Raw genomic sequence first — 20,655 nt, 5'->3', positions numbered from 1 at the left:
CCGACCGCACGGTCGTCACACCCCCGCGAGCCCTCGCCTGCCGGCCCACCGCGCAGCGGTGGACGACGCTCAGCGGCCGCATCCGCCTCGACCGGGGCGAGAACCTCCTCACCTTGATGCGTACCGCCGGCGACAGCGGTTCGATAGCGCTGACTACGTCGACATCGGCTGACACGCCGTCACCCACGTCTGGAGACACCAGGAATGAGCCCCTCACCGGTCCGGTTCTCGGATCTCGTCAGCGAACAGTCCCGCGCGGAGATCTTCGCCACCGTGCTGACCTCCGGTCCGCTGTCGCGTACCCAGCTCGCCCAGCGCCTGGGCCTGGTGCCCTCCAGCGTCACCCGCATGCTTCCCCCGCTGCTCGAGCACGGCTACCTGCACGAGAGCGACGCCGCCCCGAACGGGAGGGGCCGTCCGCAGAAGATGCTGCACGTCAACCCTGACAAGCACACCGTGGTCGGCATCAAGATCGGCCCCGCGCAGGTGTCGGGCGTCGTCACCGACATGGCCGCCAACGTTCTCGCCCGCCTGGAAGAACCCATCGCCGACCGCACCCCCGAGACGGCCCTGTCCACTGCCGCAGCCCTGACCGGACGCCTGCTGGCGCAGACGCCCGAGGCGGCGGACAGGGTGCTCGGCGTCGGCGTCGGCGTCAGCGGTCACGTCGACTCCGCCGCCGGCGTGTGCCGCTACTCGGCACTGCTGGACTGGAACAAGGTGGACGTGGCCGGTCCGCTACGCGCGGCCACCGGGCTGCCGGTGGTGGTCAACAACGACGTCAACACCCTCGTCGTGGCGGAGCGCTGGTTCGGGCAGGGCCGGGACGTCGACTCCTTCGCCGTCGTCACCGTCGGACCCGGCATCGGCTGCGGCCTCCTCCTGGACGGCGCCCTCTTCTCCGGCGCGACCGGCCTGGCCGGAGAACTCGGCCACCTGCCCCTGGACCCCGCCGGCCCGATGTGCAGTTGCGGCCGCCGTGGCTGCCTGGAAGCCCTCGCCGGTGACCGGGCCGTGCTGCGCCACCTTCAGGACGCCGGGGTTCCCTGCGCCACCATCGCCGAGGCCATGGACATCGCCCGCTCGGGAAGCGGCTCGGCGCAGATCGTCGCCCGCTCCGCCTTCGCCGAGGCGGGCACCGCACTGGGCCGCGGACTGGCCGGCATGTGCAACCTGCTCAACCTGCAGAAGATCATCCTCGCCGGGGAAGGCGCCGTCGCCCACGACCTGTTCGGTCCGGCCCTGAACCGGGCCCTTGACGCCCACGCCTTCTCCACCGCCGCCCGCGACTGCGACATCCACGTCGACCCCGTCACCCACGACCTGTGGGCCCGGGGCGCCGCCTGCCTCGTCATCCGCGAGGCCGTCGGCGCCGCAATCTCCTGACCCACCCGATCCCCCAGGCAGCCGGCCACCCCGCTCCCGGCCACCCCGACACACCGTCCCGGCAAGTACCCGGCATCAACGATGAGGATTTGACGTGCCCGAAAACGCGCCCGGCCCTGCCGACGCCTGGTGGAGCAACGCGGTGGTCTACCAGATCTACCCGCGCAGCTTCGCCGACTCCGACGCTGACGGCATAGGCGACCTGCAGGGCATCACCCAACGCCTCGACTACCTCTCCGAACTCGGCGTCGACGTGCTGTGGCTCTCCCCGGTCTACCCCTCCCCGCACGACGACAACGGCTACGACATCAGCGACTACCAGGACATCGACCCCCTCTTCGGCGCCCTCGCCGACTTCGACCGGCTCCTGGCCTCCGTGCACGAACGCGGCATGAAGCTCGTCATGGACCTGGTCGTCAACCACACCAGCGACGAACACCCCTGGTTCACCGCCTCCCGCGACGGCGGCCCGGACGGCCCGAAGCGAGACTGGTACATCTGGCGGCCCGCCCGCGAGGGCATGCAGCCGGGCACACCAGGTGCCGAGCCCAACAACTGGGGCTCGTTCTTCTCCGGGCCGGCCTGGACCTACGACACCGCCGGCGGCGAGTACTACCTGCACCTGTTCTCCCGCAAGCAGCCCGACCTGAACTGGGACAACCCCGCAGTCCGCCAGGCCGTGTACGCGATGATGCGCTGGTGGCTCAAGCGTGGGGTCGACGGCTTCCGCATGGACGTCATCAATCTGATCTCCAAGGACCCGGCGCTGCCCGACGGCATCGTCGCCGAAGGCGCCCGCCACGGTGACGGCTCCCCGTACTACGTGTGCGGGCCCCGCATTCACGACTACCTCGCTGAGATGCACCGCGAGGTCCTCGCCGACTACCCGCGCCGCCTGCTCACCGTCGGAGAGATGCCCGGCGTCACCGTCGCGCAGGCCAAGCTCTTCACCGACCCCGCCCGCCGCGAACTCGACATGGTCTTCCAGTTCGAGCACGTAGGCCTCGACCAGGGCCCCGGCGGCAAGTTCGACGTCCGCCCCCTGAAACTGACCGACCTCAAGGCCAGCCTCGGCCGCTGGCAGACCGGCCTGGGCGAGACCGGCTGGAACAGCCTGTACTGGAACAACCACGACCAGCCGCGCGTGGTCTCCCGCTTCGGCGACGACTCGCCGCTCCACCGGTACCGCTCGGCGAAACTGCTGGCCACCGTCCTGCATCTGCACCGCGGCACCCCGTACGTCTACCAGGGCGAGGAACTCGCCATGGCCAACGCGCCGTTCGCGTCCATCGGCGACTTCCGTGACATCGAGTCCCTCAACCACCACCGCGACCAGCTCGCCCTGGGAGCCGACGAACAGCAGGTGCTCGACGGGCTGCGGCACCGCAGCCGCGACAACGCCCGCACCCCCATGCAGTGGGACGCCACCGACCACGCCGGCTTCACCGCCGGCACCCCGTGGATCGCGGTCAACCCCGACCACGCCGAGGTCAACGCCAAGGCGCAGCTCGCCGATCCCGACTCCGTCTTCCACTACTACCGCCGTCTGATCGCCCTGCGGCACACCGAGCCCGCCCTGACCCACGGCGACTTCCACATGCTCCACCCGGAGCACGAACAGCTCTACGCCTTCACCCGCCACGACGCGGCTACGGGCACCGAACTGCTCGTCCTGGCCAACTTCGGCGCCGACGACCTCACCGTCAGTCTTCCCGACGGCTGGGAAGGCGCCGAGACGCTCATCGCGAACGTTCCGGCCACCGCACCTCTCACGAGCCCGCACACCCTGCAGCCGTGGGAAGCCCGCGTCCACCGCCGCCGCACCACCGCCTGACGCAACCCCGCCCCGACGCAACGACGCAACGCGAGGAAAACAGCCATGAACAACCCACGCACCCGCCTGGCCCTGCGCACGAAGCCACTGCTGCTGGCCGTCTCCGCGCTGGCCCTGCTGGCCCCGCTGACCGCCTGCGGCGGCTCCGACACCGCGGCCGGTGACGGCAAGACCCTGCGGCTGTGGCACTACGAGGACAAGGACGGGGCTCTGGGCAAGGCGTGGGCCGCGGCCATCACGGAGTTCAAGAAGACCCACCCGGACGTGAAGGTCGTCTTCGAGCAGAAGACGTTCGACCAGATCCAGCAGAACGCCGGCATGATCCTCAACTCCGACAGGGCGCCCGACGTCATGGAGTACAACAAGGGCAACGCCACCACCGGCCTGCTCGCCAAGCAGGGCCTGCTCACCGACCTCACCTCGGTCGTCAAGGCCCACGGCTGGGACAAGAAGATCAGCGACAGCGCCTCCGTCACCGCCCGCTACGACAAGAACGGCGAGATGGGCGGCGACAGCTGGTACGGCGTGCCCAACTACGGCGAGTTCGTCCTCACCTACTACAACGACGACCTGTTCAAGAAGTACCACGTCACCAGGCCCACCGACTTCAACAGCTTCGAAGCCGCGCTGGCCAAGTTCAAGGCCGCCGGCGTCACCCCGCTCGCCAACGCCGGCAACGACCACCCCGCCATGCACTGGCTCTACCTGCTCGCCCTGTCCCAGGCCGACCAGAAGTGGGTCGACGACTACCAGCGCTACCAGGGCAAGGTCGACTTCCACGGCCCCGAGATGACCTACGCGGTCGAGAAGTTCAAGGAGTGGGTCGACAAGGGCTACTTCGACAAGAAGGACGTCGGCCTCAAGGGCACCGACATGACCGAGCAGTTCGTCTCCCAGAAGCGGCCCATCATGGTCGGCGGCAACTGGTGGTTCGGCGGCCTGACCACCGACATCAAGGACTTCCGGTGGTCCACCGCCCCCTACCCGGGCAGCAGGACGACCCTCGGCGCCGGCGGCAACAACTGGGTCATCCCCACCAAGGCGAAGAGCAAGAAGCTCGCCGAGGACTTCATCGACATCACCATGTCACCCAAGATCCAGAAGCTCATCGGTGAAGAGGGCAACGTCCCCCTCGCCGCCAAGCCCGGCGAGGTCACCAACCCCAAGTCCCGGCAGCTCATCAACGCCTTCGACCAGGACCAGGCAAGCGGCGGCCTCGCCTTCTACCCCGACTGGCCCGTCGCCGGCTACTTCGACACCTGGCTGGCCGCCACCCAGAACCTCATGAACGGCGGCAAGCCCGACGCCGTCCTCGACCAGCTCGCCGCGCCCTACGAGAAGTACACCGCGACCCGGCACTGAGCCCGCCCCCCGGGGACGACGTCCCGGGCCCACCGGGCCGTCGTCCCGCCCCTCTAGGAGCAACAGTGAAAAGCACACGTCACCCGCGGTCCACGGGGTACGCCGTCTTCCTCGCCCCCGGCCTACTGCTGGCCCTGCTCTTCCTCGTCGTCCCGCTGGTGATGACCTTCTACTACAGCCTCACCGCCTGGCAGGGCATCGGCGATCCCACCTTCACCGGCCTGGACAACTACACCCGGCTCTTCCAGGACGCCGACTTCTGGGCCTCCTTCCGCAACATCGCCTTCGTCATCGTCGGTATCGCGGTCGTACCGACCCTGCTGGGCCTGTTCCTGGCAGCCCTGCTCTTCGACTACATCGGCAAGAAGCACGGTGACGGCCTCGTCGGCGTCTTCCGCTCCGGTCTCTACCTCCCCCAGGTCATCCCCGTCGCCGTGACCGGTCTGATGTGGGGGTGGATCCTCGCCCCCGAAGGCGCCGTCAACAGCCTCCTGGACAAGATCGGCCTCGGTTCCCTGGCCGAGAACTGGCTCGGCGACCCCGACCTCGCCCTCTGGGTCGTCCTCGGCGTCCTGGTCTGGATGCAACTCGGCTATCCCCTGGTGCTCTTCCTGTCCGGGCTGCAGCGCATCGACCCCGAACTCTACGAGGCCGCCTCCCTGGACGGCGCCTCCTGGTGGCAGCGCTTCACCCGCATCACCGTGCCGATCCTGCGCCCCGAGGTCTACGTCGTCCTGGTCACCACCACCATCGCCGGCCTCAAGGTCTTCGCCCAGATCTTCGTCCTCACCGGCGGCGGCCCCGGGAACTCCACCCTCGTCCCCGCCTACTTCGCCTACCAGAACTTCTTCGAGCGCGCCGACGTCGGCTACGGGTCCGCGATCTCCAGCACCATCACCCTGCTCGTGCTGATCATCGCCGGGACGATGCTCACCCGCCAGGCCCGCGAGGACGGATGACCATGACCACCGACACCACCACCCTCCCCCGCACCGAGAAGACGGCATCCCCGGGCCACGCCGCACCCAGGCGCAGCAAGCGCCGGACCGCCGGCAGGCGCGGCAGCGCCGGCTCCTACGCCGTCGTGGCCGCGGTCACCGTCTTCGTGCTGGCCTTCCTCGCCCCGTTCGCGATCATCCTGCTCAACTCCTTCAAGACCAGCGCCGACTACCGCTCCCACGGCTCACTGTCGTGGCCCGAGCACTGGAACTGGGACATCATCGGCGACGTCTGGCAGCGCGTCGACTTCACGCAGAAACTGATCAACAGCATCGAGATCAGTCTCGGGGTCGTCCTCATCGCCGTGGTCCTCGCCCTCTTCAACGCCTACGCCATCGGCATCGGCCGCGTCCGCTGGCGCACCGCTTTCCTCGTCTTCTTCCTCGGCGTCAACGTCCTGCCGCAGGAAGGCCTGGTCTACCCCATCTACTACCTGTTCAAGGAGATGGGTCTGTACGACGGGAAGCTCGGTTACACCGTCCTGGTGGGCGTCACCTACAGCGCGTTCGGCACCTACCTGCTGTCCTCGGTGTTCAGCAGCTTCCCCCGCGAACTCATCGAAGCCGCCTCCCTCGACGGCGCCGGCCGCTGGACCATCCTGTGGCGCATCATCCTGCCCATGAGCTGGCCCACCCTGTCGGTGATGTGCGTGTTCTTCTTCGTCTGGAGCTGGAACGAGTTCCTCTACCCCCTCGTCCTGCTCATCTCCAACGACAACCAGACCGTCCCCCTCGGCCTGTCCGTCATGCAGGGCCAGTACACCAGCGACCCCACCGCCCTGAGCGCCGCCGCTCTCCTCGGCGTCATCCCCATGATCGTTTTCTTCCTCGCCTTCCAGCGCTCCCTCACCCGTGGAGTCACCGCAGGAGCCGTGAAATAGCCCGCCCTGCGGACCATGACGACCCCGGATCCGGCACGCACAGCCCCGCTGCCGGATCCGGGGTCCACCCATACTCCGCCCGCATCGCCGGGAACCACTGAGGCTTGGTTCGGAGAAGGTCTTCCCACCACGGCCGCCCGTTCCACACCACCGGCGTCAAGGGGATGCCGCACTACTGGTACGGCAGGAACGACTCGGGCGGGCGCGCCTGGGTTCCGTACGACGGCGGGGCGAGGGAGCCGGGGGTCAGTTGCCGCCCCGCTCCCGGGGGATCTTCTGTCCGGCCTCGATGGCCACGGGCAGCCGGTTCTCCGCCGGCGGCAGCGGGCAGGTGGCGAGGTCGGTGTAGGCGCAGGGGAGGTTCGCCGCCCGGTTGAAGTCCAGGACGACGGTGCCGTCCGCGGCGGGCGGGTCCAGTGCGAGCGACCGGTTGGCGGCGTAGGTGGTGACCCCGGACGTCGCGTCGGTGAACAGCACCAGCAGGCTGCCGGGGGCGTGCCCGGGGAACGCGGTCAGGGACAGCTCCCGTCCGTCCAGCTCGAAGTCGACCCGCCCGGGGGCGTCGTACACGTGCTCCAGGCCCTCGACGGCGGCGCCCACCGTCGTCGGCCGCGGCTCGTCGAAGGGGGTGTAGCGACCGGTCACCGTCCAGCGGGGGTGCGGCTCGTAGGCCGGTGTGCCGGTGAAGGCGGTGCGCAGGGGGGCGCCGGGGTGGCGGGGCCGGACGATGTCGTGCCCGCCCCGCTTGGCCACCTCGATCACGGCGTCGCCCCAGACGGCGTCGACTCCCCCGCGCTCCGGGAGCACGCCGAAGCGGTGCTCGCCGCGCACGGGGTCGCCGTCGACGAGCAGTTCCTCGCCCCCGCCGAGGACCACGACGACCCCGTCCGGGCCGGTCGTCCAGGTGCCGGGGGCGTCCGGGAAGCGCTGCGGCTCGGCGCCGAGCCAGTGCAGGGCGGTGATGGCCAGGAACCCGTGCGGGTCGGCGAGCCGTGCCTCCTGCCGGTCGTGCCACTCCTGCCAGGCGCGGGTGAAGGTGCCGAGGTCGGCCGGGCTGTCCTGGACGGTCATGGGTGCTCCTTGGTGGGATAGAAGGGGGCTCGCGTCGTCAGCGGGCCGGGTGAGCGGCGGGTGGTGTCAGGCGGTGCGGCGAAGCGCGCCGGTGCGTCCGCCCAGTACGGCGGAGAACTGGTCCGTGATCTGTTCCAGGGCCTCGGCGGCCGCGGACGCGAGGACCGGCCGGCCGTGGTCGTCGGCGGCGATGTCGCGGTCGAGGGTGAACCAGCCGGGCACGATGTGGGAAGCGCCCATGGAGGTGAGGACGGGGCGCAGTGCGTAGTCGATGGCCAGGACGTGGGCCGTGCTGCCGCCGGTGGCCAGCGGCAGCACGGTCTTGCCGGTCAGCGCGTACTGCGGGAGCAGGTCGAGCAGCGACTTCAGCAGGCCGGAGTACGCGGCCTTGTAGACGGGGGTGCCGATCACCACGCCGTCCGCCTGGGCGAACAGGTCCGCGGCGGCGACGATCGCCGGGTGCTGGAAGTCCGCGCCCAGCAGCGCCTGTGCGGGCAGGGTGCGCACGTCGAGCGAGGTGACGTCGTGGCCCTGCACACGCAGCCGTTCGTCCAGGTGGCGCAGCAGCCGGGTGGTGCGTGAGGTGGGCGACGGGCTTCCGGAGACGGACAGGATGGCAGCCATGGACGGGCCTTCCGGGATCGGGGTTCACAGGGGTCGCAGGCGGCGCGGGGCGCTCGTGCGGGGGGTGTTCACCAGGCGCTCGCCCGCACGGTGACCAGCGGCTCCAGCTCGTTGCGGAGCGTCTCCAGGAAGGTGACGACCTCGGCCGCCGCGGATCGGTGCTGAAGGTCGTTGAGTACGTCGTGATGGGCGCCGTGGACGACCGAGAGGCGGGCCCGCGGCAGTGCCTCGGCCGCGCGTTCGAGCGCCTCGTGGTCGGCGAGCGGATCGGCGTCGCCGGCCAGGAGCAGGACCGGGAGGTCGAGCGCGCCGTCGTGGAGGGCGTCGAGCAGGGCGTGCGGCAGCGCCTCGCCCAGCGTGCCGCGCCGCACCTCGGGGTCCTGGGTGAGGGTGCCGCGGTGGGCGGGGCAGGAGGTGCGGACGTCGAGTTCGTCGTCCCAGGTGCCGGCCGCTGCCAGGGTCCGGCCGGGCAGTCCGGCGAGGATCAGGGCGTCGGGCCGCGGCGCTGCCTGCGGTTCGGCGCGGCCGAGGAGTGCGGCGAGCGCGGCGGCTCCCGTGTCGGCGCCGACGAGGATCACGGGCCGGGTGACGCCGTCCGCGGAGGCGGTGCCGTCGACGGCGTCGGCGAGCCGGGCGCCGAAGGCGGCCAGGGCGGCGGTGAGGTCGGTGCGGTCGAGCACGGGGGCGTCGACCACCCGCACCCGGTAGGCGTCGGCGGCGAGCCGCCTGCCGAAGCGGGTGTAGGTCGCGCGGCTCTCACCGCGGCCGGGGACCACGATCACGGTCCCGCGGACGCGGAGGCCCTGGGGGCCGTGGAAGTCGTTGTACTCGGTCATCTCATACTCCTGCGGATGCGGGCGGACGCCCGGGGGTTCGGGTGTCCGGCCCGGAGCGGGTGCCGGCCCGGGCCCGGTCGGTGCGCGGGCCCGGTCGGGTCACCGGCGTTCGTCGGATGGCGCGTGCTCAGCTGTGGGCCGGCTCGGGGCGGCGGGTGTGGCGGTTGGCCGGGATGGGCAGGCCGAGGTTGCCGCGCAGGGTGCCGGCCGCGTACTCGGTGCGGAACAGTCCGCGCTTCTGGAGGAGCGGGACGACTCCGTCGACGAAGAGGTTCAGGTCCTCCTCGGTGCGGAAGGCGAGGTTGATGCCGTCGAAGGTGCCGGCGTCGAACCAGCGCTCGATGGTGTCGGCCACCGTCCGCGGGTCCCCGACGAACGGCGACTGCCGGAACTGGTTCACCGACTCCGCTACCTGACGAAGCGTCAGATTTTTGGCGCTGGCGCGCTCGATGAGCTGCGCGGCGCCGGTGCGGCCGCCCTTCTCGGCGAGGTGCGCGACATCGGGGAAGGGGGCGTCCAGGTCGTAGACGCTGAAGTCGTGGGCGCCGAACGAGCGGCCCAGCAGGGCGAGGTTGCGGTCGAAGTCGTTGTCCTCCTCGAAGATCTCCCGCTCGCGGCGGCGGGCGGCCTCGTCGGTGGCGGCGACGACCGGGCCGCCGTGGATGAAGATCTTGATGTGCTCGGGGTCGCGCCCGTAGGAGGCGGTGCGCTTCTTGATGTCGGCGTAGTACTCCTGTGCCTGCTCGAGCGAGCCGCCGGGTGCGTAGATGCCCTCGGCGACCTGGGCGGCCAGGTCGCGGCCCTCCTCGGACACCCCCGCCTGGAAGATCACCGGCTGGCCCTGCGGGGAGCGCGAGAGGTTGAGCGGGCCGGCCACCTTGAAGTGCTCGCCCTCGTGGTCGAGTGCGTGCAGCTTGGCCGGGTCGAGGAAGACGCCGCGTTCCACGTCCGCGGGGAAGGCGTCGTCCTCGTAGGAGTCCCACAGCCCGCGGGCGACCTGGACGAACTCCAGGGCGCGGCCGTAGCGGGTGGTGTAGTCGAGGTGTTCGTCGAGGCCGAAGTTCCTGGACGTGCCGGTGTCGAAGCTGGTCACGACGTTCCAGCCGGCCCGGCCGCCGCTGATGTGGTCGAGCGAGGCGAAGCGCCGGGCCAGGTTGAACGGCGAGTTGTAGGTCGAGCTGGCCGTGCCGACCAGTCCGATGTGCCGGGTGTGGGTGGCGACGGCCGACAACAGGGTGAGCGGTTCCAGCCGGTTGAGGTAGTGGGCCGGGTAGGTGGCGTTGATGAACTGGCTGTCGACGATGAACAGGGCGTCGAACAGGGCGTGTTCGGCCGCCTTGGCCAGCCGGATGTAGTAGTCGATGTCGATGCTGGAGTTCTTCGCGACGCGCGGGTCCTTCCACAGGCCGTGCTGGCCCGGGCCGCCGACGCCGTAGGGGTGGAGCGCGAGGTGGATGGTGCGGGGCATGACTGTTCCTGTCTGTCGGGGGGCGGGCGGGTCGCGTCAGGCGTGCAGCAGGGCGCGCAGGGCCGCGCGTTCGGCCCGGTCGGCGGCCGCCGTGTGCAGGGTGGGCGCGGAGCCGACGAGCAGCCGCGTGTAGGGGTGGCCGGGGGTGGTGATGACGTCCCGGGCGGTGCCGGTCTCGACCAGTTCCCCCCGGTAGAGCACCGCGATGCGGTCGGCCGTCCCGGCGACGGACCCGAGGTCGTGGGAGATGAGGACCAGGGCCACCCGGTCGTCGCGCAGTTCCTTGAGGATCTGCAGGATCTGGACCCGGTTGGCGGAGTCCAAGGCGCTGACCGGCTCGTCGAGGATGACCAGGCGCGGTTCGGTGACCAGGGCGCGGGCCACGGCGACGCGCTGGCGCTGCCCGCCGGACAGTTCGCCCGGCAGCCGCTCCAGCAGGTCGGCGGTGAGGCGGACTTTATGGAGGAAGGCGCGCACCCGCTCCACCGCCGCGCGGCGGGAGACACCCTGGATGAGCAGGGGTTCGGTCAGGGAGGCCTCGACGGTGAGGTCCGGGTCGAGGCTGCGCAGCGGGTCCTGGAAGACGTACTGGATGACGCCCCGGCGGCGCAGGGCGCGCCACTGGCGGGGGCCGTGGGCGGTGACGTCCTGGCCGTCGACGGTGATCGACCCGGCGGAGGCGCGCACCAGGCCGAGTGCGGCGCGGGCGAGCGTGGACTTGCCGGAGCCGGTCTCGCCGATGATGCCGACGGTCTCGCCCGGGGAGACGGTGAGGCTGACGCCGTTCAGGGCGCTGCGCCGCCGCCTGCGGGCCCCGTAGTGCACCGACAGGTCGTCGATGCGCAGGACCGGTGCGGCGGCCGGGGGTGCCGGTTCGGCGCTCATGCGTCCTCCTTCGGTGCGAGGAACGTGTCCAGGCCGTACTGCTCGTGCTCGCTGATCAGCAGGCGGGTGTACTCGTGCCGCGGGTCGTGCAGGACCTGCCGGGTCGGGCCCTGTTCGACGACCTCGCCCTGGCGCAGGACGAGGACCTCGTCGCAGAGCTGGGCGACGACGGCCAGGTCGTGGGAGACCACGACGAGGGCGAGCGCGGTCCGCTCGCGCAGGTCGGCCAGGAGGTCGAGGATCTCGGCCTGGACGGTGACGTCGAGCGCGGTGGTGGCCTCGTCGGCGATCAGGATGCGGGGGCCGGCGGCGATGGCGGCCGCGATGAGCACCCGCTGGAGCATGCCGCCGGACAGTTCGTGGGCGTACTGGCCGTAGACCAGCTCGGGGTCCCGCAGCTGGACGGCGCGCAGCAGGTCGAGGGCCTGGCGGCGAGCCTCGCGGCGCTTGACGCCGTTCTTGACCCGGATGACCTCGGCGACCTGTGCGCCGACGCGGATCGAGGGGTTGAGGTAGGAGGCCGGGTCCTGGAAGACGGCGCTGATGGTGGCGCCGCGCAGGGCCGTCCACCGGGCGGGTGAGAAGCCGGCGATGTCCTGGCCGTCGATCTCGATGGAGCCGCCGGTGACCTCGAAGTGGGCGGGGAGGATGCCCAGCGCGGCCCGGCAGGTGAGGGTCTTGCCGCTGCCGGACTCGCCGACGATGCCGACGCTGCGGCCGGGGGTGAGGGCGAAGCTCACGCCGTGGACGATCTCCCGGCCGCCGGCCCGGTCGCTGATGCGGACGTCGGTCACGGAGAGCACCGGCGGCGCGGCGGGGGCCGCCCGCGCGGTCCGTACGGCCTCGGTGAGGAGCTTGTCGGACACTGCGGTCATCACGCACCTCCGGCGGGGGCGGGGTCGGCCGTGCCGTGCCGGTCGGCGCGGGCCTTGCGGTGGTTGACCAGCGCGCGGCCCGCCTCGCCGGAGACGTCGCGGATGGCGTCGGCGAGGAGGTTGCAGGCCCAGACGGTGATCATGATCAGCAGGGCGGGGGTGAGGGGTGCCCAGGGGCGGTGGCTGAGGTAGCCGAGGTCGGAGGCGAGCAGTCCGCCCCAGGTGGGGGCGGGGGGCTGCACCCCGATCCCGAGGAACGTCAGGCTGGAGACGATGACGAAGCCGACGCCGACGGTCTGGGCGAGCGCGACCGCGACGGGCGGGAGCACCTTGACCCAGATGTGACGGCGCACGACCCAGCCGATGGAGGCACCGGAGATGATCGCGGCCTCGACGTACTGCGAGCGGGCCACGGACAGGGTGGCGGCGCGGGACACCCGGTAGAACAGCGGGGAGACCAGCACGCCGGTGACGAGCATGGCCTGGGTGAGCCCGTTGCCGAGCAGGGCGACGACCGCGACGGCGAACAGCAGGAACGGCAGGGCGACCAGGGTGTCAGCCAGCCGCAGGGTGATCCACTCGAAGGCCCGGCCGAGGCAGACCGACAGGATGCCCGGGACGGTGCCCACGACCAGTGCGGTCAGGGCGACTTCGAGGGAGCCGAGCACGCTGATCCGGGAGCCGTCGAGGAGCCGGCTCAGCACGTCCCGGCCGAGGTAGTCGGTGCCCAGCCAGTGGGCGCCGGAGGTGGCGGCGAGGGTGTGGTCGCTGGTGGCGAGCGGGTCCTGCGGGGCGAGCAGCGGGCCGAGGAGGGCCAGCAGGGCGATCACGGCGAGGACGGCGACGGCGATCCTGCCGGACGGCAGGGTGAGGACACGGCGCAGCACGGTTCACACCCCCCGCTGGGACGCGGGCGTCAGGCGTGCCAGCACCAGGTTGACGACCAGGTTGAACGCGACGACCAGAACGATGGACACGACGAGGACTCCTTGGACGGCGGGTACGTCACCGGCCTGGGCGGAGTCGTTGGCGAACCGGCCGAACCCCTGGAGGCCGAAGATCCACTCGGTGACGACGGAGGCGCCGACGAGTGAGGGGAACTTCAGGCCGAGGGTGGCGAGCGCCGGGCCGAGGCCGTTGCGCAGGACGTGGCGGAAGAAGATCCGGCGCCCGCTCAGGCCCCGGACCACCGCGCCCGTCACGTAGTTCTCGCGGTAGGCCGCGACGAGGCTGGAGCGCAGCTGCCGGGCGACGTCGGCGATCACGTCGAAGCTCAGGGCAACGGCCGGGAGGGTGATGTGGGCGAGCCAGGGGCCCAGGCCCTGTTGTGCCGGGACGTATCCGGCGGAGGGGAAGAGGTGCAGTCCCACCGCGAAGACCGCCACCAGGACGATGCCGACGACGAAGGCCGGCATCACGGAGATCACGGTGACCAGTGCGGTGACGGCCCGGTCGATCCAGGTGGTGCGGCGCAGGGCCGCCAGCGTACCGAGGCCGAAGCCCACGACGACGCCGATGAGCAGCGCGAGGACCGCCACCGACAGGCTCACGCCGAGGCCGAGGCCGATGAGGGTGGAGATGTCGGCGCCGTTGGTCCAGCTCGCTCCGAGCTGTCCGTGCAGGACGCCGTCGAACCAGTCGGCGTACTGGACGAGGAAGGAGCGGTCGAGGCCCCACTGGGCCTCGATGCGGGCGATCGCCTGGGGCGTCGCCTCCTCGCCCAGCTGGATGCGTGCCGGGCTGAGCCCGCTCAGCGACCGCAGTGCGAAGGTCACGAACGTCGCGACCAGGAAGACGGGCACGAAGATCGCGGTCGACCGGGCGAGGGTGGCCAGGATGCGGCCGAATGTGTGCCGCGTCCTGGCCGCGGCGGCCGTACGACGGACGGCGGAGGTGACGGGTGTCTGCGTCGTCGTCATGGGATGCTGCCCCCTCTCAGTGGTGGACGGTCGGTCAGTTGCCGCCGATGGTGACGCCGGTCCAGTCGATGTGGGCGGGGTTCTTCGGCAGGGCGGAGATGGACTTGCTCTTGGCGATGAGGTTGGGCTGGGAGTAGGTGAAGACCAGCGCCTTGCTCTTGAGGCCGGCCCGGGTCGCCGCCTGGAGGACCTTCGGGTAGTCCGGTGAGTCCAGCGGGGTCCGGCGGACCTTGGCGATGGCCCGTTCGAAGCCGGCCGGCTCGTAGGGCGTGCTGAGGTTGAGCGGGCCGTTGGGGCCGAAGTGCGCGGTGAGGGTCTGCGCGGCGGAGTCGCGGCCGGTGGTGCCGTACAGCGAGAAGGCCAGGTCCTTGGCGAAGAAGGGGGTCGCCCAGTTCTTGTCGATCTTGATGGTGACGGTGATGCCGACCTTCGCCAGCTGCGACTGGACGATCTCCGCCTGCGGGTCCTCGGCGGGGATGACCAGGTTCAGCTTGAGCCGGCCCGGCTTGTAGCCCGCTTCGGCCAGGAGCTTCTTCGATTTGGCCGGATCGTAGGCGTACGCGTCCGCCGACCGCGGGTCGTAGGCCACGTATCCCTCGGGGAAGGGCTGGTTGGTCACCTCGCCGTAGCCGAAGGTCAGTTTGTCGACGAACTCCTGGCGGTCGACCGCGTAGCGGACCGCGTCGACGACCTTGTCGTTGTCGAACGGCGCCTTGTTGACGTTCAGGCTGAGGTTGGAGGCGTTGAAGCCGGGCTGCACGAAGACGTCGAGGCCGGCCTTCTTGGCGGCGTCCGCCTGGCTGGGGGCGATGTCGGCGAAGTTGTAGACGCCGGTCTGCAGTCCGGAGACCACGGTGGAGGCGTCGGGGGCCGAGGTCAGCTCGACGGTGTCGATGTGGATGTTCTTCGCGTCCCAGTAGTCGGGGTTCTTCTTCAGCACCGCCTTGGTGCCCGGGACGAGCTGCGTGACGACGAACGGGCCCGCGCCGACCGGGTCGCGGTCCAGCTCGGCGGCCGACTTCGCGGCCTTGGGGCTGGCGATCTGCAAAACGCGCTGACCGAGCAGTTGGGGGATCTGGTAGTCGACCTGGCTGAGGTGGACGACCGCGTCGAGGCCCTTGGCGTCGACGGACGTGATGGAGGTCAGATCACCGAACAGGGCGGAGTTCTTCTGCTTCTTGGCGCGTTCGACGGCGGCCTTCACGGCGGTGGCGTCGACCGGTTCGCCGTCGCTGAACTTCAGGCCGGGGCGCAGGTGGAAGGTGATCTGGTCGCCCTTGTCGTTGTACTCCCAGCTCTTGGCCAGGTCCGGCACCGCCTCGCCCTTGGCGTTGGTGCGCGTCAACGAGGCGTACACGAGGGCGAGTTCGCGGAACTGGGCGCCGCTGCCGCTGACCACCGGGTCCCAGTGGGCGGGGAAGTAGGAGGACGCCCACTTCAGGGTGGAGCCGCCGCTCGCGGAGGCGGCGTCGCCGCCGCAGGCGCTCAGGGCGGCGACGAGCACGCTCGCGAGAGCGGTCCCCAGGGCCGCGGCACGCAGCCGGCCGGGTCGCGGGTGACGTCTGGGGCGCTGGGATGTGGGTCGTCCGGGCATCTCGGTTCTTTCTTCGAGGGCTCCGACCCGCGGCGGGACCACGGGTTCGGGCAGGGGTGGTCCCCGCCGCGGGACGTGCCGGCGCACGGCTGACCGGGCATGCCGGGGACGCGGGCGGGGTGCCCGGGGCATGCCGCGCTCAGGACATGAGGCGTCGGCGGTCGCGCGGAGGAGGACCGGGAGGCGTACGGAAGGGAGGCGACGAGGCGCGAAGGGGGCGGCGCGGGACGACGGTTGCCGGGCGGGTGAGCGGCGGGAAGCCGGTGCCGGCGGAAGCGGTCAGACGCCTGTGGGCCGAGGGCGGCGGGCGGTCAGCGACAGAGAGCGCTGCAGGTGCGCCGCAGGTCCACGTAGCGGCACACCACACCGGGGTGCGTCGTGAGCATGAGGCACATCCTGGGGGCAGCGATCGGCGCCTGTCAATGGACACCATTTGGTGTCTCATTCGGCGGGACGGCCGCTGACCGCTGGTCAGAGGCCTGTCAGTGCCCGGCGGGCAGGCCGCGGCCGGCGGCCGGGTGGGTCGCCGCCTCCTCGGGGTGCAGCCACAGGGGCCCGTTGCCGGTCCCGATCCGCACGGCGGCGGCGGGCGGCCAGGTGCCGCGCGTCAGCAGCGCGCGCTCGGGGTCGGTCAGACTCCGGTACCGCTCCAGCGCGTTGGCCGGCTCCAGCGGCACGCGCTCCGCCGGCAGCCCGGGCGCCGACGCGCGCACCGCCGCGGTGTACTCCTCGTAGGTGCGCCAGCCGGGCACCGCGCGCACCCCGGCGGGCGACCGGACCAGCAGCGTCGGCAGCGCGTAGCGGTACCCGCCGTCGGCGGTCTCCTTGGCGGCGCCCGGGTGCGGGGAACCGCCGGGCACGGACAGCACCTCGCGGACCGGGCGCCGCGCCTCCGCACGGTCGGCGCGCACCCGTTCGCGTACGGCGGCCGACGCCGCGTCGGCCGCCAGCCGGGCCAGGTCCACACCCGGCAGGCCCCGCGCGGCCGCCAGGGCGAGCGCGGGCGTGTCGGCCGGTTCCCCGAGCACGAACACCGTCTCCCGCAGCCGCCGCAGCACCCGCTCGGCCGCCTCGCCGCCCTGCAGTTCGGCGGCCTTGGCGACGAGCGAGGACGGCCACGAACTCGCCGCCACCCGGCTCAGCCGGGCCGCCCGCGGTGCGTGCGTGTGGCGGCTGATGTCCTCGACGTACCGGGAGTACCAGGCCGTCTCGGCGGCCGAGTCGGGTGCCGGATCGTCGTCGTCGTCGAACAGGACGCAGTACACGCGGCGCCAGCGCACCCGGCCGGCCAGGGTCGCACGCAGGGCGCGCAGCACCGGCTCCGCTCCCCAGGACCACGGGCACAACGGGTCGGTGTACTCCACCACTTCCACCGGCGTCCCGCCCGCGGTGACCGTCACGCCGCTCCCTCCCGGCTCAACTCCCGGCCCACCGCGTCGGGGAGCAGGGCGGTGAGCGTGGTGCCGCCCAGGAGCGCGGCGGCGTCCTCCTCGATCCGGCGCCACACCCCGGGCAGTCGGGAGGCGGGGCCTGGGTAGTCGAGTCCGGTCAGCGGCTCGCCCCGCAGGGTGATCAGCTCGCCGTCCACGGCCTGGGCAACGTCGAGGAGCGTGATCTGCGCGGCGGGCCGGCCGAGCCAGTACCCGCCCTCGCAGCCGCGCTGGCTGCGCACCAGACCGGCCTTCCGCAGCTCGCCCACCACGGACTTCAGGAAGCGGAACGGGATCTGCTGCGAGGAGGCGATGGCCTCGCAGGTCAGGGGGCGGTCAGGTTCGCGGGCCAGCTCCAGCAGGGCCCGCGTGGCGTAGTCCGCCTTCGCGGAGATATGCATGCGCACATCATGCCCGACCGGGCGCCCGCGGCGAGCGTCCACGCGCCGTCAGTTCTTCTGTTGCGGGAACATTGCCGCAGGTGAAGCGCAATGGACACCTCTTGACATCCTTTTTCGGGCGGCTCTAGCGTCCCTGCCATGAGCGAGCCGTTGACGACCCCGGGCGAGGGTTTCCACCCGCACCTCCACGAGACCGCGGGGCAGCCGGTGGCGCCGCTGCGCACCCGGCTGCACCACATCCGCGCCGACGCGCTCGACGGCGACACCGCCCAGACGGGCGGCATGCGCCGCTTCGCCGCGGTCAGCGGTACGACGGTGGGTGCCGAGAACCTGTGGATGGGCCAGACCCACGTGGCCCCCTCCACGTCCTCCTCCGACCACCACCACGGCGCGTCGGAGACCGCCATCTACGTCGTCAGCGGGCACCCCGAGTTCGTCTTCCTCGACGACTCGGGCCCCGAACCGGAAGAGGTCCGCCTGCGCACCGCGCCGGGCGACTACATCTTCGTCCCCCCGTTCGTCCCGCACCGCGAGGAGAACCCCGACCCCGCCGAGGAGGCGGTCGTCGTCATCGCGCGCAGCACGCAGGAGGCGATCGTCGTCAACCTCCCGCGGCTGTACGCACTGGGGGCGGCGCAGGCCTGACCCCGCTCAGCCGATGCGGGTTCCCGCACCGCTGACCCGGACACGGGGGTCGCCCGCCCGCAGCGTCACCGTGAGTTCGCCGGGCCGGCCCAGGTCCTCGCCCTGGTACAGGGTGAGGACGGCGTCCGCGGGGACCAGGCCGAGTTCACGGGCGTACGCGCCGAACGCCGCGGCGGCCGCGCCGGTCGCCGGGTCCTCGACGACACCGCCGACCGGGAACGGGTCGCGGACGTGGAAGACGGTGGCCGACTCCCGCCACACCAACTGGACCGTGGTCAGGTCGAGTCGGTGCATCAGGGCTTCGAGGCGCGCGAAGTCGTACGCGAGGTCCGCGAGGCGCTCGCGCGTCGCCGCGGCGAGCACCAGGTGGCGGGCGCCCGCGAACGCGATACGCGGTGGGAAGGCCGGGTCCAGATCGGCGGCCGGCCAGCCGAGCGCGGCCAGCGCCTCCGCGAGGTCGGGTCCGGTGACGTCCGCGATGTGCGGCTCGACGCTGGTGAGCGTGGCCCTGGTCGTCACGCCCTGCCCGACCACCTCGACCGGCACGGTACCGGCGCGGGTCGCGAACACCAGCCTCCCCGGTCCGGTCCGCTCCGCGAGCGCGAGGGCGGCCGCCACGGTGGCGTGCCCGCAGAACGGCACCTCGGCCTTGGGGCTGAAGTACCGGATGGTGTAGGCCCGCTCGCCCTGGTCGCCGAGTCCCTCCGGGGGCGCGGTGAGGAAGGCGGACTCCGAGTATCCGAGGTCGGCTGCGATGGCCAGCATGTCGCTGTCGTCCAGGGCGGTGGCGTCCAGGACGACACCGGCGGGGTTGCCCCCTTCAGGGGTGCTGGAGAAGGCGGTCCAGCGCAGCACCTCGGGCCGCGGCGCGTTCGTGTTCATGCTCGCGGCAACACTGCCGGGCAGGCGTCTATTTCACCGGCGGACACAACGGAAGCCGGGGGGCCCCGCCGTTCACGCCCGTCCCCTGCGCTCCAGCGCCGCCAGCCGCAGCTCGAGCTGGTCGACCCGGTGCCGTAGCAGGGTGACCTGCGCTTCGAGGCTGACTTCCCGTTCCGCCCTGCGCTGTATGCGCGGTGACGCGGCCGCGCGCTCGGTCACCGCGTCCAGCCGGACCAGCCGCTGGGGCCCGTTCGGGCCGTCCACCAGCCGGGACTGGATCTCACCGTTGCGGTACCAGGACCGCAGGGCCGAACGGGAAACCCCGGTCTCCGCCTCCGCCTTGGCCAGCGTGACCCAGGGCCTCTCCTCCAGTTGCTCGAACAGCTCCAACTCGTTCTGCCAGCGCGCGAGCCGGTCCTCCCAGTCCGACGGTGCCCCCATCAGACCCCCTCCCTCCAGCACGGTGACCCTGTCAAAGGCAGTGTATTGACAGGGTTGGGACCATGGAAGCATGACTTTCGAACGGTTCACGGTGAAAGCCCGACGGGCGGTCGTCACGGCCCAGGAGCAGGCGCGACTGCTCAAACACACCTACATCGGCACGGAACACCTCCTGCTGGGACTGCTCGACGTGCCGGACGGCACGGCGGCGAAGGTCCTGCACCAGCTCGGCTACGACAAGGAGGCGGCGCAGACCGACATCGCCGCGGTGCTCGAGCCCGGCACCAAGGAACTCACCGGCCACATCCCGTTCTCGGCGGGCGCGAAGAAGACGCTGGAACTCGCCCTGCGCGAGGCGCAGCAGCTGCACCACCACCACATCGGCACGGAACACATCCTGCTCGCGCTGGTCAGGGAAGGTGAGAGCGTCGGCGCGAAGGTGCTCGCCGAGCGGATCGATCCGGTCAGCCGGGTGCGGGCCGCTGTGCTGGCCGCCGTGGAGGGGACGCAGGACACCGCCACCGGCCCGTGGCCGGCCGGCACTCCCGCCACCGAGGACACCGTGCTCACCGCCAGCGCGCTGGCCGGCGGCGCGCCGGTCGGCAGCCATCACCTGCTGGAGGCGATGCTGCGGGCGGAGAACAGCATGGCGGCCAAGGTGCTGCGCGAACTCGGGGTCGACCCGGCCGCCGTCGCCGCCAAGATCGACGAACTCGACCCGGCGACGACCACGGACGCCAACCCGGAGGAAGCCGCCGCACGCACCATGGAGATCCGGCTGGTCGACGACGAGGTCCACCTGATCCTGCGCGACCCGGAGACGGTCGCCCTCGCCAGGAAGGTCACCGAACTGTCCGACGGGCCGGTCCACGGCGTCGGACCGGTCGCCGGCATGTTCGTCCCGCTCTGGCGGTCGGCCAACCAGCTGCTGCTCCAGCTCCAGCGGGTGCTGGAGCCCGAACCGGAGGAAGCCGAGGACGGGTCCACGGCGAGCAAGGTGGTCAGGGCGGTGCGCACGGTCCTGGCGCCCCGGCTGCGCCGCTGAACCGGCCCGTCGGCACCGCGTGCGCCGCGCCCACCGGGGGTGCGGCGCATCGCCGTTCACCGGCGGTCCTCGGGCGCG

Annotated in this window: 20 protein-coding genes; 7 read left to right on the top strand and 13 right to left on the bottom strand. The window is 71.6% G+C overall.

Features of this window, described 5'->3' with window-relative positions:
- Positions 1-204 precede the first annotated feature (204 nt).
- The 5 genes from ACZ6CZ_RS06915 (at position 205) to ACZ6CZ_RS06895 (ending at position 6,461) form a co-directional block, all read left to right on the top strand.
- The gene (locus ACZ6CZ_RS06915; protein ID WP_469015825.1) at positions 205-1,386 is read left to right on the top strand and encodes an ROK family protein; all 1,182 of its coding nucleotides are present in this window, start codon (positions 205-207) and stop codon (positions 1,384-1,386) included.
- A gap of 94 nt (positions 1,387-1,480) precedes the next feature.
- Positions 1,481-3,220, top strand: coding sequence for an alpha-glucosidase (locus ACZ6CZ_RS06910; RefSeq protein WP_469015822.1), 1,740 nt, complete (start codon positions 1,481-1,483; stop codon positions 3,218-3,220).
- Positions 3,221-3,265: 45 nt separating this feature from the next.
- The gene (locus tag ACZ6CZ_RS06905; protein ID WP_469015820.1) at positions 3,266-4,582 is read left to right on the top strand and encodes an ABC transporter substrate-binding protein; all 1,317 of its coding nucleotides are present in this window, start codon (positions 3,266-3,268) and stop codon (positions 4,580-4,582) included.
- 65 nt (positions 4,583-4,647) lie between these two features.
- Positions 4,648-5,541, top strand: a complete 894-nt coding sequence (locus ACZ6CZ_RS06900) for a carbohydrate ABC transporter permease (RefSeq protein ID WP_469015817.1) — start codon at positions 4,648-4,650, stop codon at positions 5,539-5,541.
- 2 nt (positions 5,542-5,543) lie between these two features.
- Positions 5,544-6,461 (top strand): carbohydrate ABC transporter permease, encoded by a 918-nt coding sequence (locus ACZ6CZ_RS06895; protein ID WP_469015815.1) that lies wholly within the window; start codon positions 5,544-5,546, stop codon positions 6,459-6,461.
- 246 nt (positions 6,462-6,707) lie between these two features.
- Here the strand turns inward: ACZ6CZ_RS06895 and ACZ6CZ_RS06890 are convergent, their stop codons facing one another.
- The 11 genes from ACZ6CZ_RS06890 to ACZ6CZ_RS06840 all read right to left on the bottom strand — a co-directional run bounded on the left by ACZ6CZ_RS06890 (position 6,708) and on the right by ACZ6CZ_RS06840 (position 17,564).
- On the bottom strand, positions 6,708-7,532 hold the full coding sequence (locus ACZ6CZ_RS06890; RefSeq protein ID WP_469015813.1) for a DUF1684 domain-containing protein: 825 nt from the start codon (positions 7,530-7,532) through the stop codon (positions 6,708-6,710).
- A 66-nt stretch (positions 7,533-7,598) separates the two neighbouring features.
- The gene (gene ssuE, locus ACZ6CZ_RS06885) at positions 7,599-8,156 is read right to left on the bottom strand and encodes an NADPH-dependent FMN reductase (RefSeq protein ID WP_469015810.1); all 558 of its coding nucleotides are present in this window, start codon (positions 8,154-8,156) and stop codon (positions 7,599-7,601) included.
- Between the two features lie 68 nt (positions 8,157-8,224).
- Positions 8,225-8,992: an alpha/beta hydrolase gene (locus ACZ6CZ_RS06880; RefSeq protein ID WP_469015808.1), complete on the bottom strand. Its 768-nt coding sequence runs from the start codon at positions 8,990-8,992 to the stop codon at positions 8,225-8,227.
- A 127-nt stretch (positions 8,993-9,119) separates the two neighbouring features.
- On the bottom strand, positions 9,120-10,460 hold the full coding sequence (locus ACZ6CZ_RS06875; RefSeq protein WP_469015806.1) for an LLM class flavin-dependent oxidoreductase: 1,341 nt from the start codon (positions 10,458-10,460) through the stop codon (positions 9,120-9,122).
- Between the two features lie 36 nt (positions 10,461-10,496).
- The gene (locus ACZ6CZ_RS06870; protein WP_469015804.1) at positions 10,497-11,345 is read right to left on the bottom strand and encodes an ABC transporter ATP-binding protein; all 849 of its coding nucleotides are present in this window, start codon (positions 11,343-11,345) and stop codon (positions 10,497-10,499) included.
- Positions 11,342-12,220 (bottom strand): ABC transporter ATP-binding protein, encoded by an 879-nt coding sequence (locus ACZ6CZ_RS06865; protein ID WP_469015801.1) that lies wholly within the window; start codon positions 12,218-12,220, stop codon positions 11,342-11,344. The genes ACZ6CZ_RS06870 and ACZ6CZ_RS06865 overlap by 4 nt, the downstream gene beginning before the upstream one ends.
- On the bottom strand, positions 12,220-13,107 hold the full coding sequence (locus ACZ6CZ_RS06860) for an ABC transporter permease (RefSeq protein WP_469015799.1): 888 nt from the start codon (positions 13,105-13,107) through the stop codon (positions 12,220-12,222). The genes ACZ6CZ_RS06865 and ACZ6CZ_RS06860 overlap by 1 nt, the downstream gene beginning before the upstream one ends.
- Before the next feature lie 3 nt (positions 13,108-13,110).
- Entirely contained in the window at positions 13,111-14,139 is a 1,029-nt protein-coding gene (locus tag ACZ6CZ_RS06855; protein WP_469015796.1) for an ABC transporter permease, read from the bottom strand.
- 34 nt (positions 14,140-14,173) lie between these two features.
- Entirely contained in the window at positions 14,174-15,733 is a 1,560-nt protein-coding gene (locus tag ACZ6CZ_RS06850; RefSeq protein WP_469015793.1) for an ABC transporter substrate-binding protein, read from the bottom strand.
- A gap of 482 nt (positions 15,734-16,215) precedes the next feature.
- Positions 16,216-17,133 (bottom strand): DsbA family oxidoreductase, encoded by a 918-nt coding sequence (locus tag ACZ6CZ_RS06845; protein ID WP_469015790.1) that lies wholly within the window; start codon positions 17,131-17,133, stop codon positions 16,216-16,218.
- Positions 17,130-17,564 carry an RrF2 family transcriptional regulator gene (locus ACZ6CZ_RS06840; RefSeq protein ID WP_469015788.1) on the bottom strand — a complete coding sequence of 145 codons (435 nt, stop codon included), beginning with the start codon at positions 17,562-17,564 and terminating at the stop codon, positions 17,130-17,132. Before ACZ6CZ_RS06840 ends, ACZ6CZ_RS06845 begins: the two co-directional genes overlap by 4 nt.
- Positions 17,565-17,702: 138 nt before the next feature.
- On the opposite strand from ACZ6CZ_RS06840, the gene ACZ6CZ_RS06835 reads away from it, so the two are divergent.
- A complete protein-coding gene (locus ACZ6CZ_RS06835) occupies positions 17,703-18,209 on the top strand; it encodes a cupin domain-containing protein (RefSeq protein WP_469015785.1) in 507 nt (168 codons plus the stop codon).
- A 6-nt stretch (positions 18,210-18,215) separates the two neighbouring features.
- Here the strand turns inward: ACZ6CZ_RS06835 and ACZ6CZ_RS06830 are convergent, their stop codons facing one another.
- Positions 18,216-19,091, bottom strand: a complete 876-nt coding sequence (locus ACZ6CZ_RS06830) for a PhzF family phenazine biosynthesis protein (protein ID WP_469015782.1) — start codon at positions 19,089-19,091, stop codon at positions 18,216-18,218.
- A gap of 72 nt (positions 19,092-19,163) precedes the next feature.
- On the bottom strand, positions 19,164-19,532 hold the full coding sequence (locus ACZ6CZ_RS06825) for an excisionase (RefSeq protein ID WP_469015779.1): 369 nt from the start codon (positions 19,530-19,532) through the stop codon (positions 19,164-19,166).
- A gap of 70 nt (positions 19,533-19,602) precedes the next feature.
- On the opposite strand from ACZ6CZ_RS06825, the gene ACZ6CZ_RS06820 reads away from it, so the two are divergent.
- On the top strand, positions 19,603-20,577 hold the full coding sequence (locus ACZ6CZ_RS06820; RefSeq protein ID WP_469015776.1) for a Clp protease N-terminal domain-containing protein: 975 nt from the start codon (positions 19,603-19,605) through the stop codon (positions 20,575-20,577).
- Positions 20,578-20,655 lie beyond the last annotated feature (78 nt).

Source organism: Streptomyces sp. NPDC041135 (genome assembly GCF_055592085.1).
Note: the sequence above shows the minus strand (reverse complement) of the source record. Positions and strands in the feature narration are given on the sequence as shown.

Excerpts from the sequence above, each read along its gene's own strand:
- ACZ6CZ_RS06835 (WP_469015785.1), top strand. The coding sequence starts at position 17,703 with ATGAGCGAGCCGTTGACGACCCCGGGCGAGGGTTTCCACCCGCACCTC.
- ACZ6CZ_RS06840 (WP_469015788.1), bottom strand. The coding sequence starts at position 17,564 with ATGCATATCTCCGCGAAGGCGGACTACGCCACGCGGGCCCTGCTGGAG.
- ACZ6CZ_RS06905 (WP_469015820.1), top strand. The coding sequence starts at position 3,266 with ATGAACAACCCACGCACCCGCCTGGCCCTGCGCACGAAGCCACTGCTG.
- ACZ6CZ_RS06915 (WP_469015825.1), top strand. The coding sequence starts at position 205 with ATGAGCCCCTCACCGGTCCGGTTCTCGGATCTCGTCAGCGAACAGTCC.
- ACZ6CZ_RS06830 (WP_469015782.1), bottom strand. The coding sequence starts at position 19,091 with ATGAACACGAACGCGCCGCGGCCCGAGGTGCTGCGCTGGACCGCCTTC.
- ACZ6CZ_RS06820 (WP_469015776.1), top strand. The coding sequence starts at position 19,603 with ATGACTTTCGAACGGTTCACGGTGAAAGCCCGACGGGCGGTCGTCACG.
- ACZ6CZ_RS06895 (WP_469015815.1), top strand. The coding sequence starts at position 5,544 with ATGACCACCGACACCACCACCCTCCCCCGCACCGAGAAGACGGCATCC.
- ACZ6CZ_RS06880 (WP_469015808.1), bottom strand. The coding sequence starts at position 8,992 with ATGACCGAGTACAACGACTTCCACGGCCCCCAGGGCCTCCGCGTCCGC.
- ssuE (WP_469015810.1), bottom strand. The coding sequence starts at position 8,156 with ATGGCTGCCATCCTGTCCGTCTCCGGAAGCCCGTCGCCCACCTCACGC.
- ACZ6CZ_RS06850 (WP_469015793.1), bottom strand. The coding sequence starts at position 15,733 with ATGCCCGGACGACCCACATCCCAGCGCCCCAGACGTCACCCGCGACCC.
- ACZ6CZ_RS06855 (WP_469015796.1), bottom strand. The coding sequence starts at position 14,139 with ATGACGACGACGCAGACACCCGTCACCTCCGCCGTCCGTCGTACGGCC.
- ACZ6CZ_RS06870 (WP_469015804.1), bottom strand. The coding sequence starts at position 11,345 with ATGAGCGCCGAACCGGCACCCCCGGCCGCCGCACCGGTCCTGCGCATC.
- ACZ6CZ_RS06865 (WP_469015801.1), bottom strand. The coding sequence starts at position 12,220 with ATGACCGCAGTGTCCGACAAGCTCCTCACCGAGGCCGTACGGACCGCG.
- ACZ6CZ_RS06875 (WP_469015806.1), bottom strand. The coding sequence starts at position 10,460 with ATGCCCCGCACCATCCACCTCGCGCTCCACCCCTACGGCGTCGGCGGC.
- ACZ6CZ_RS06890 (WP_469015813.1), bottom strand. The coding sequence starts at position 7,532 with ATGACCGTCCAGGACAGCCCGGCCGACCTCGGCACCTTCACCCGCGCC.
- ACZ6CZ_RS06825 (WP_469015779.1), bottom strand. The coding sequence starts at position 19,532 with ATGGGGGCACCGTCGGACTGGGAGGACCGGCTCGCGCGCTGGCAGAAC.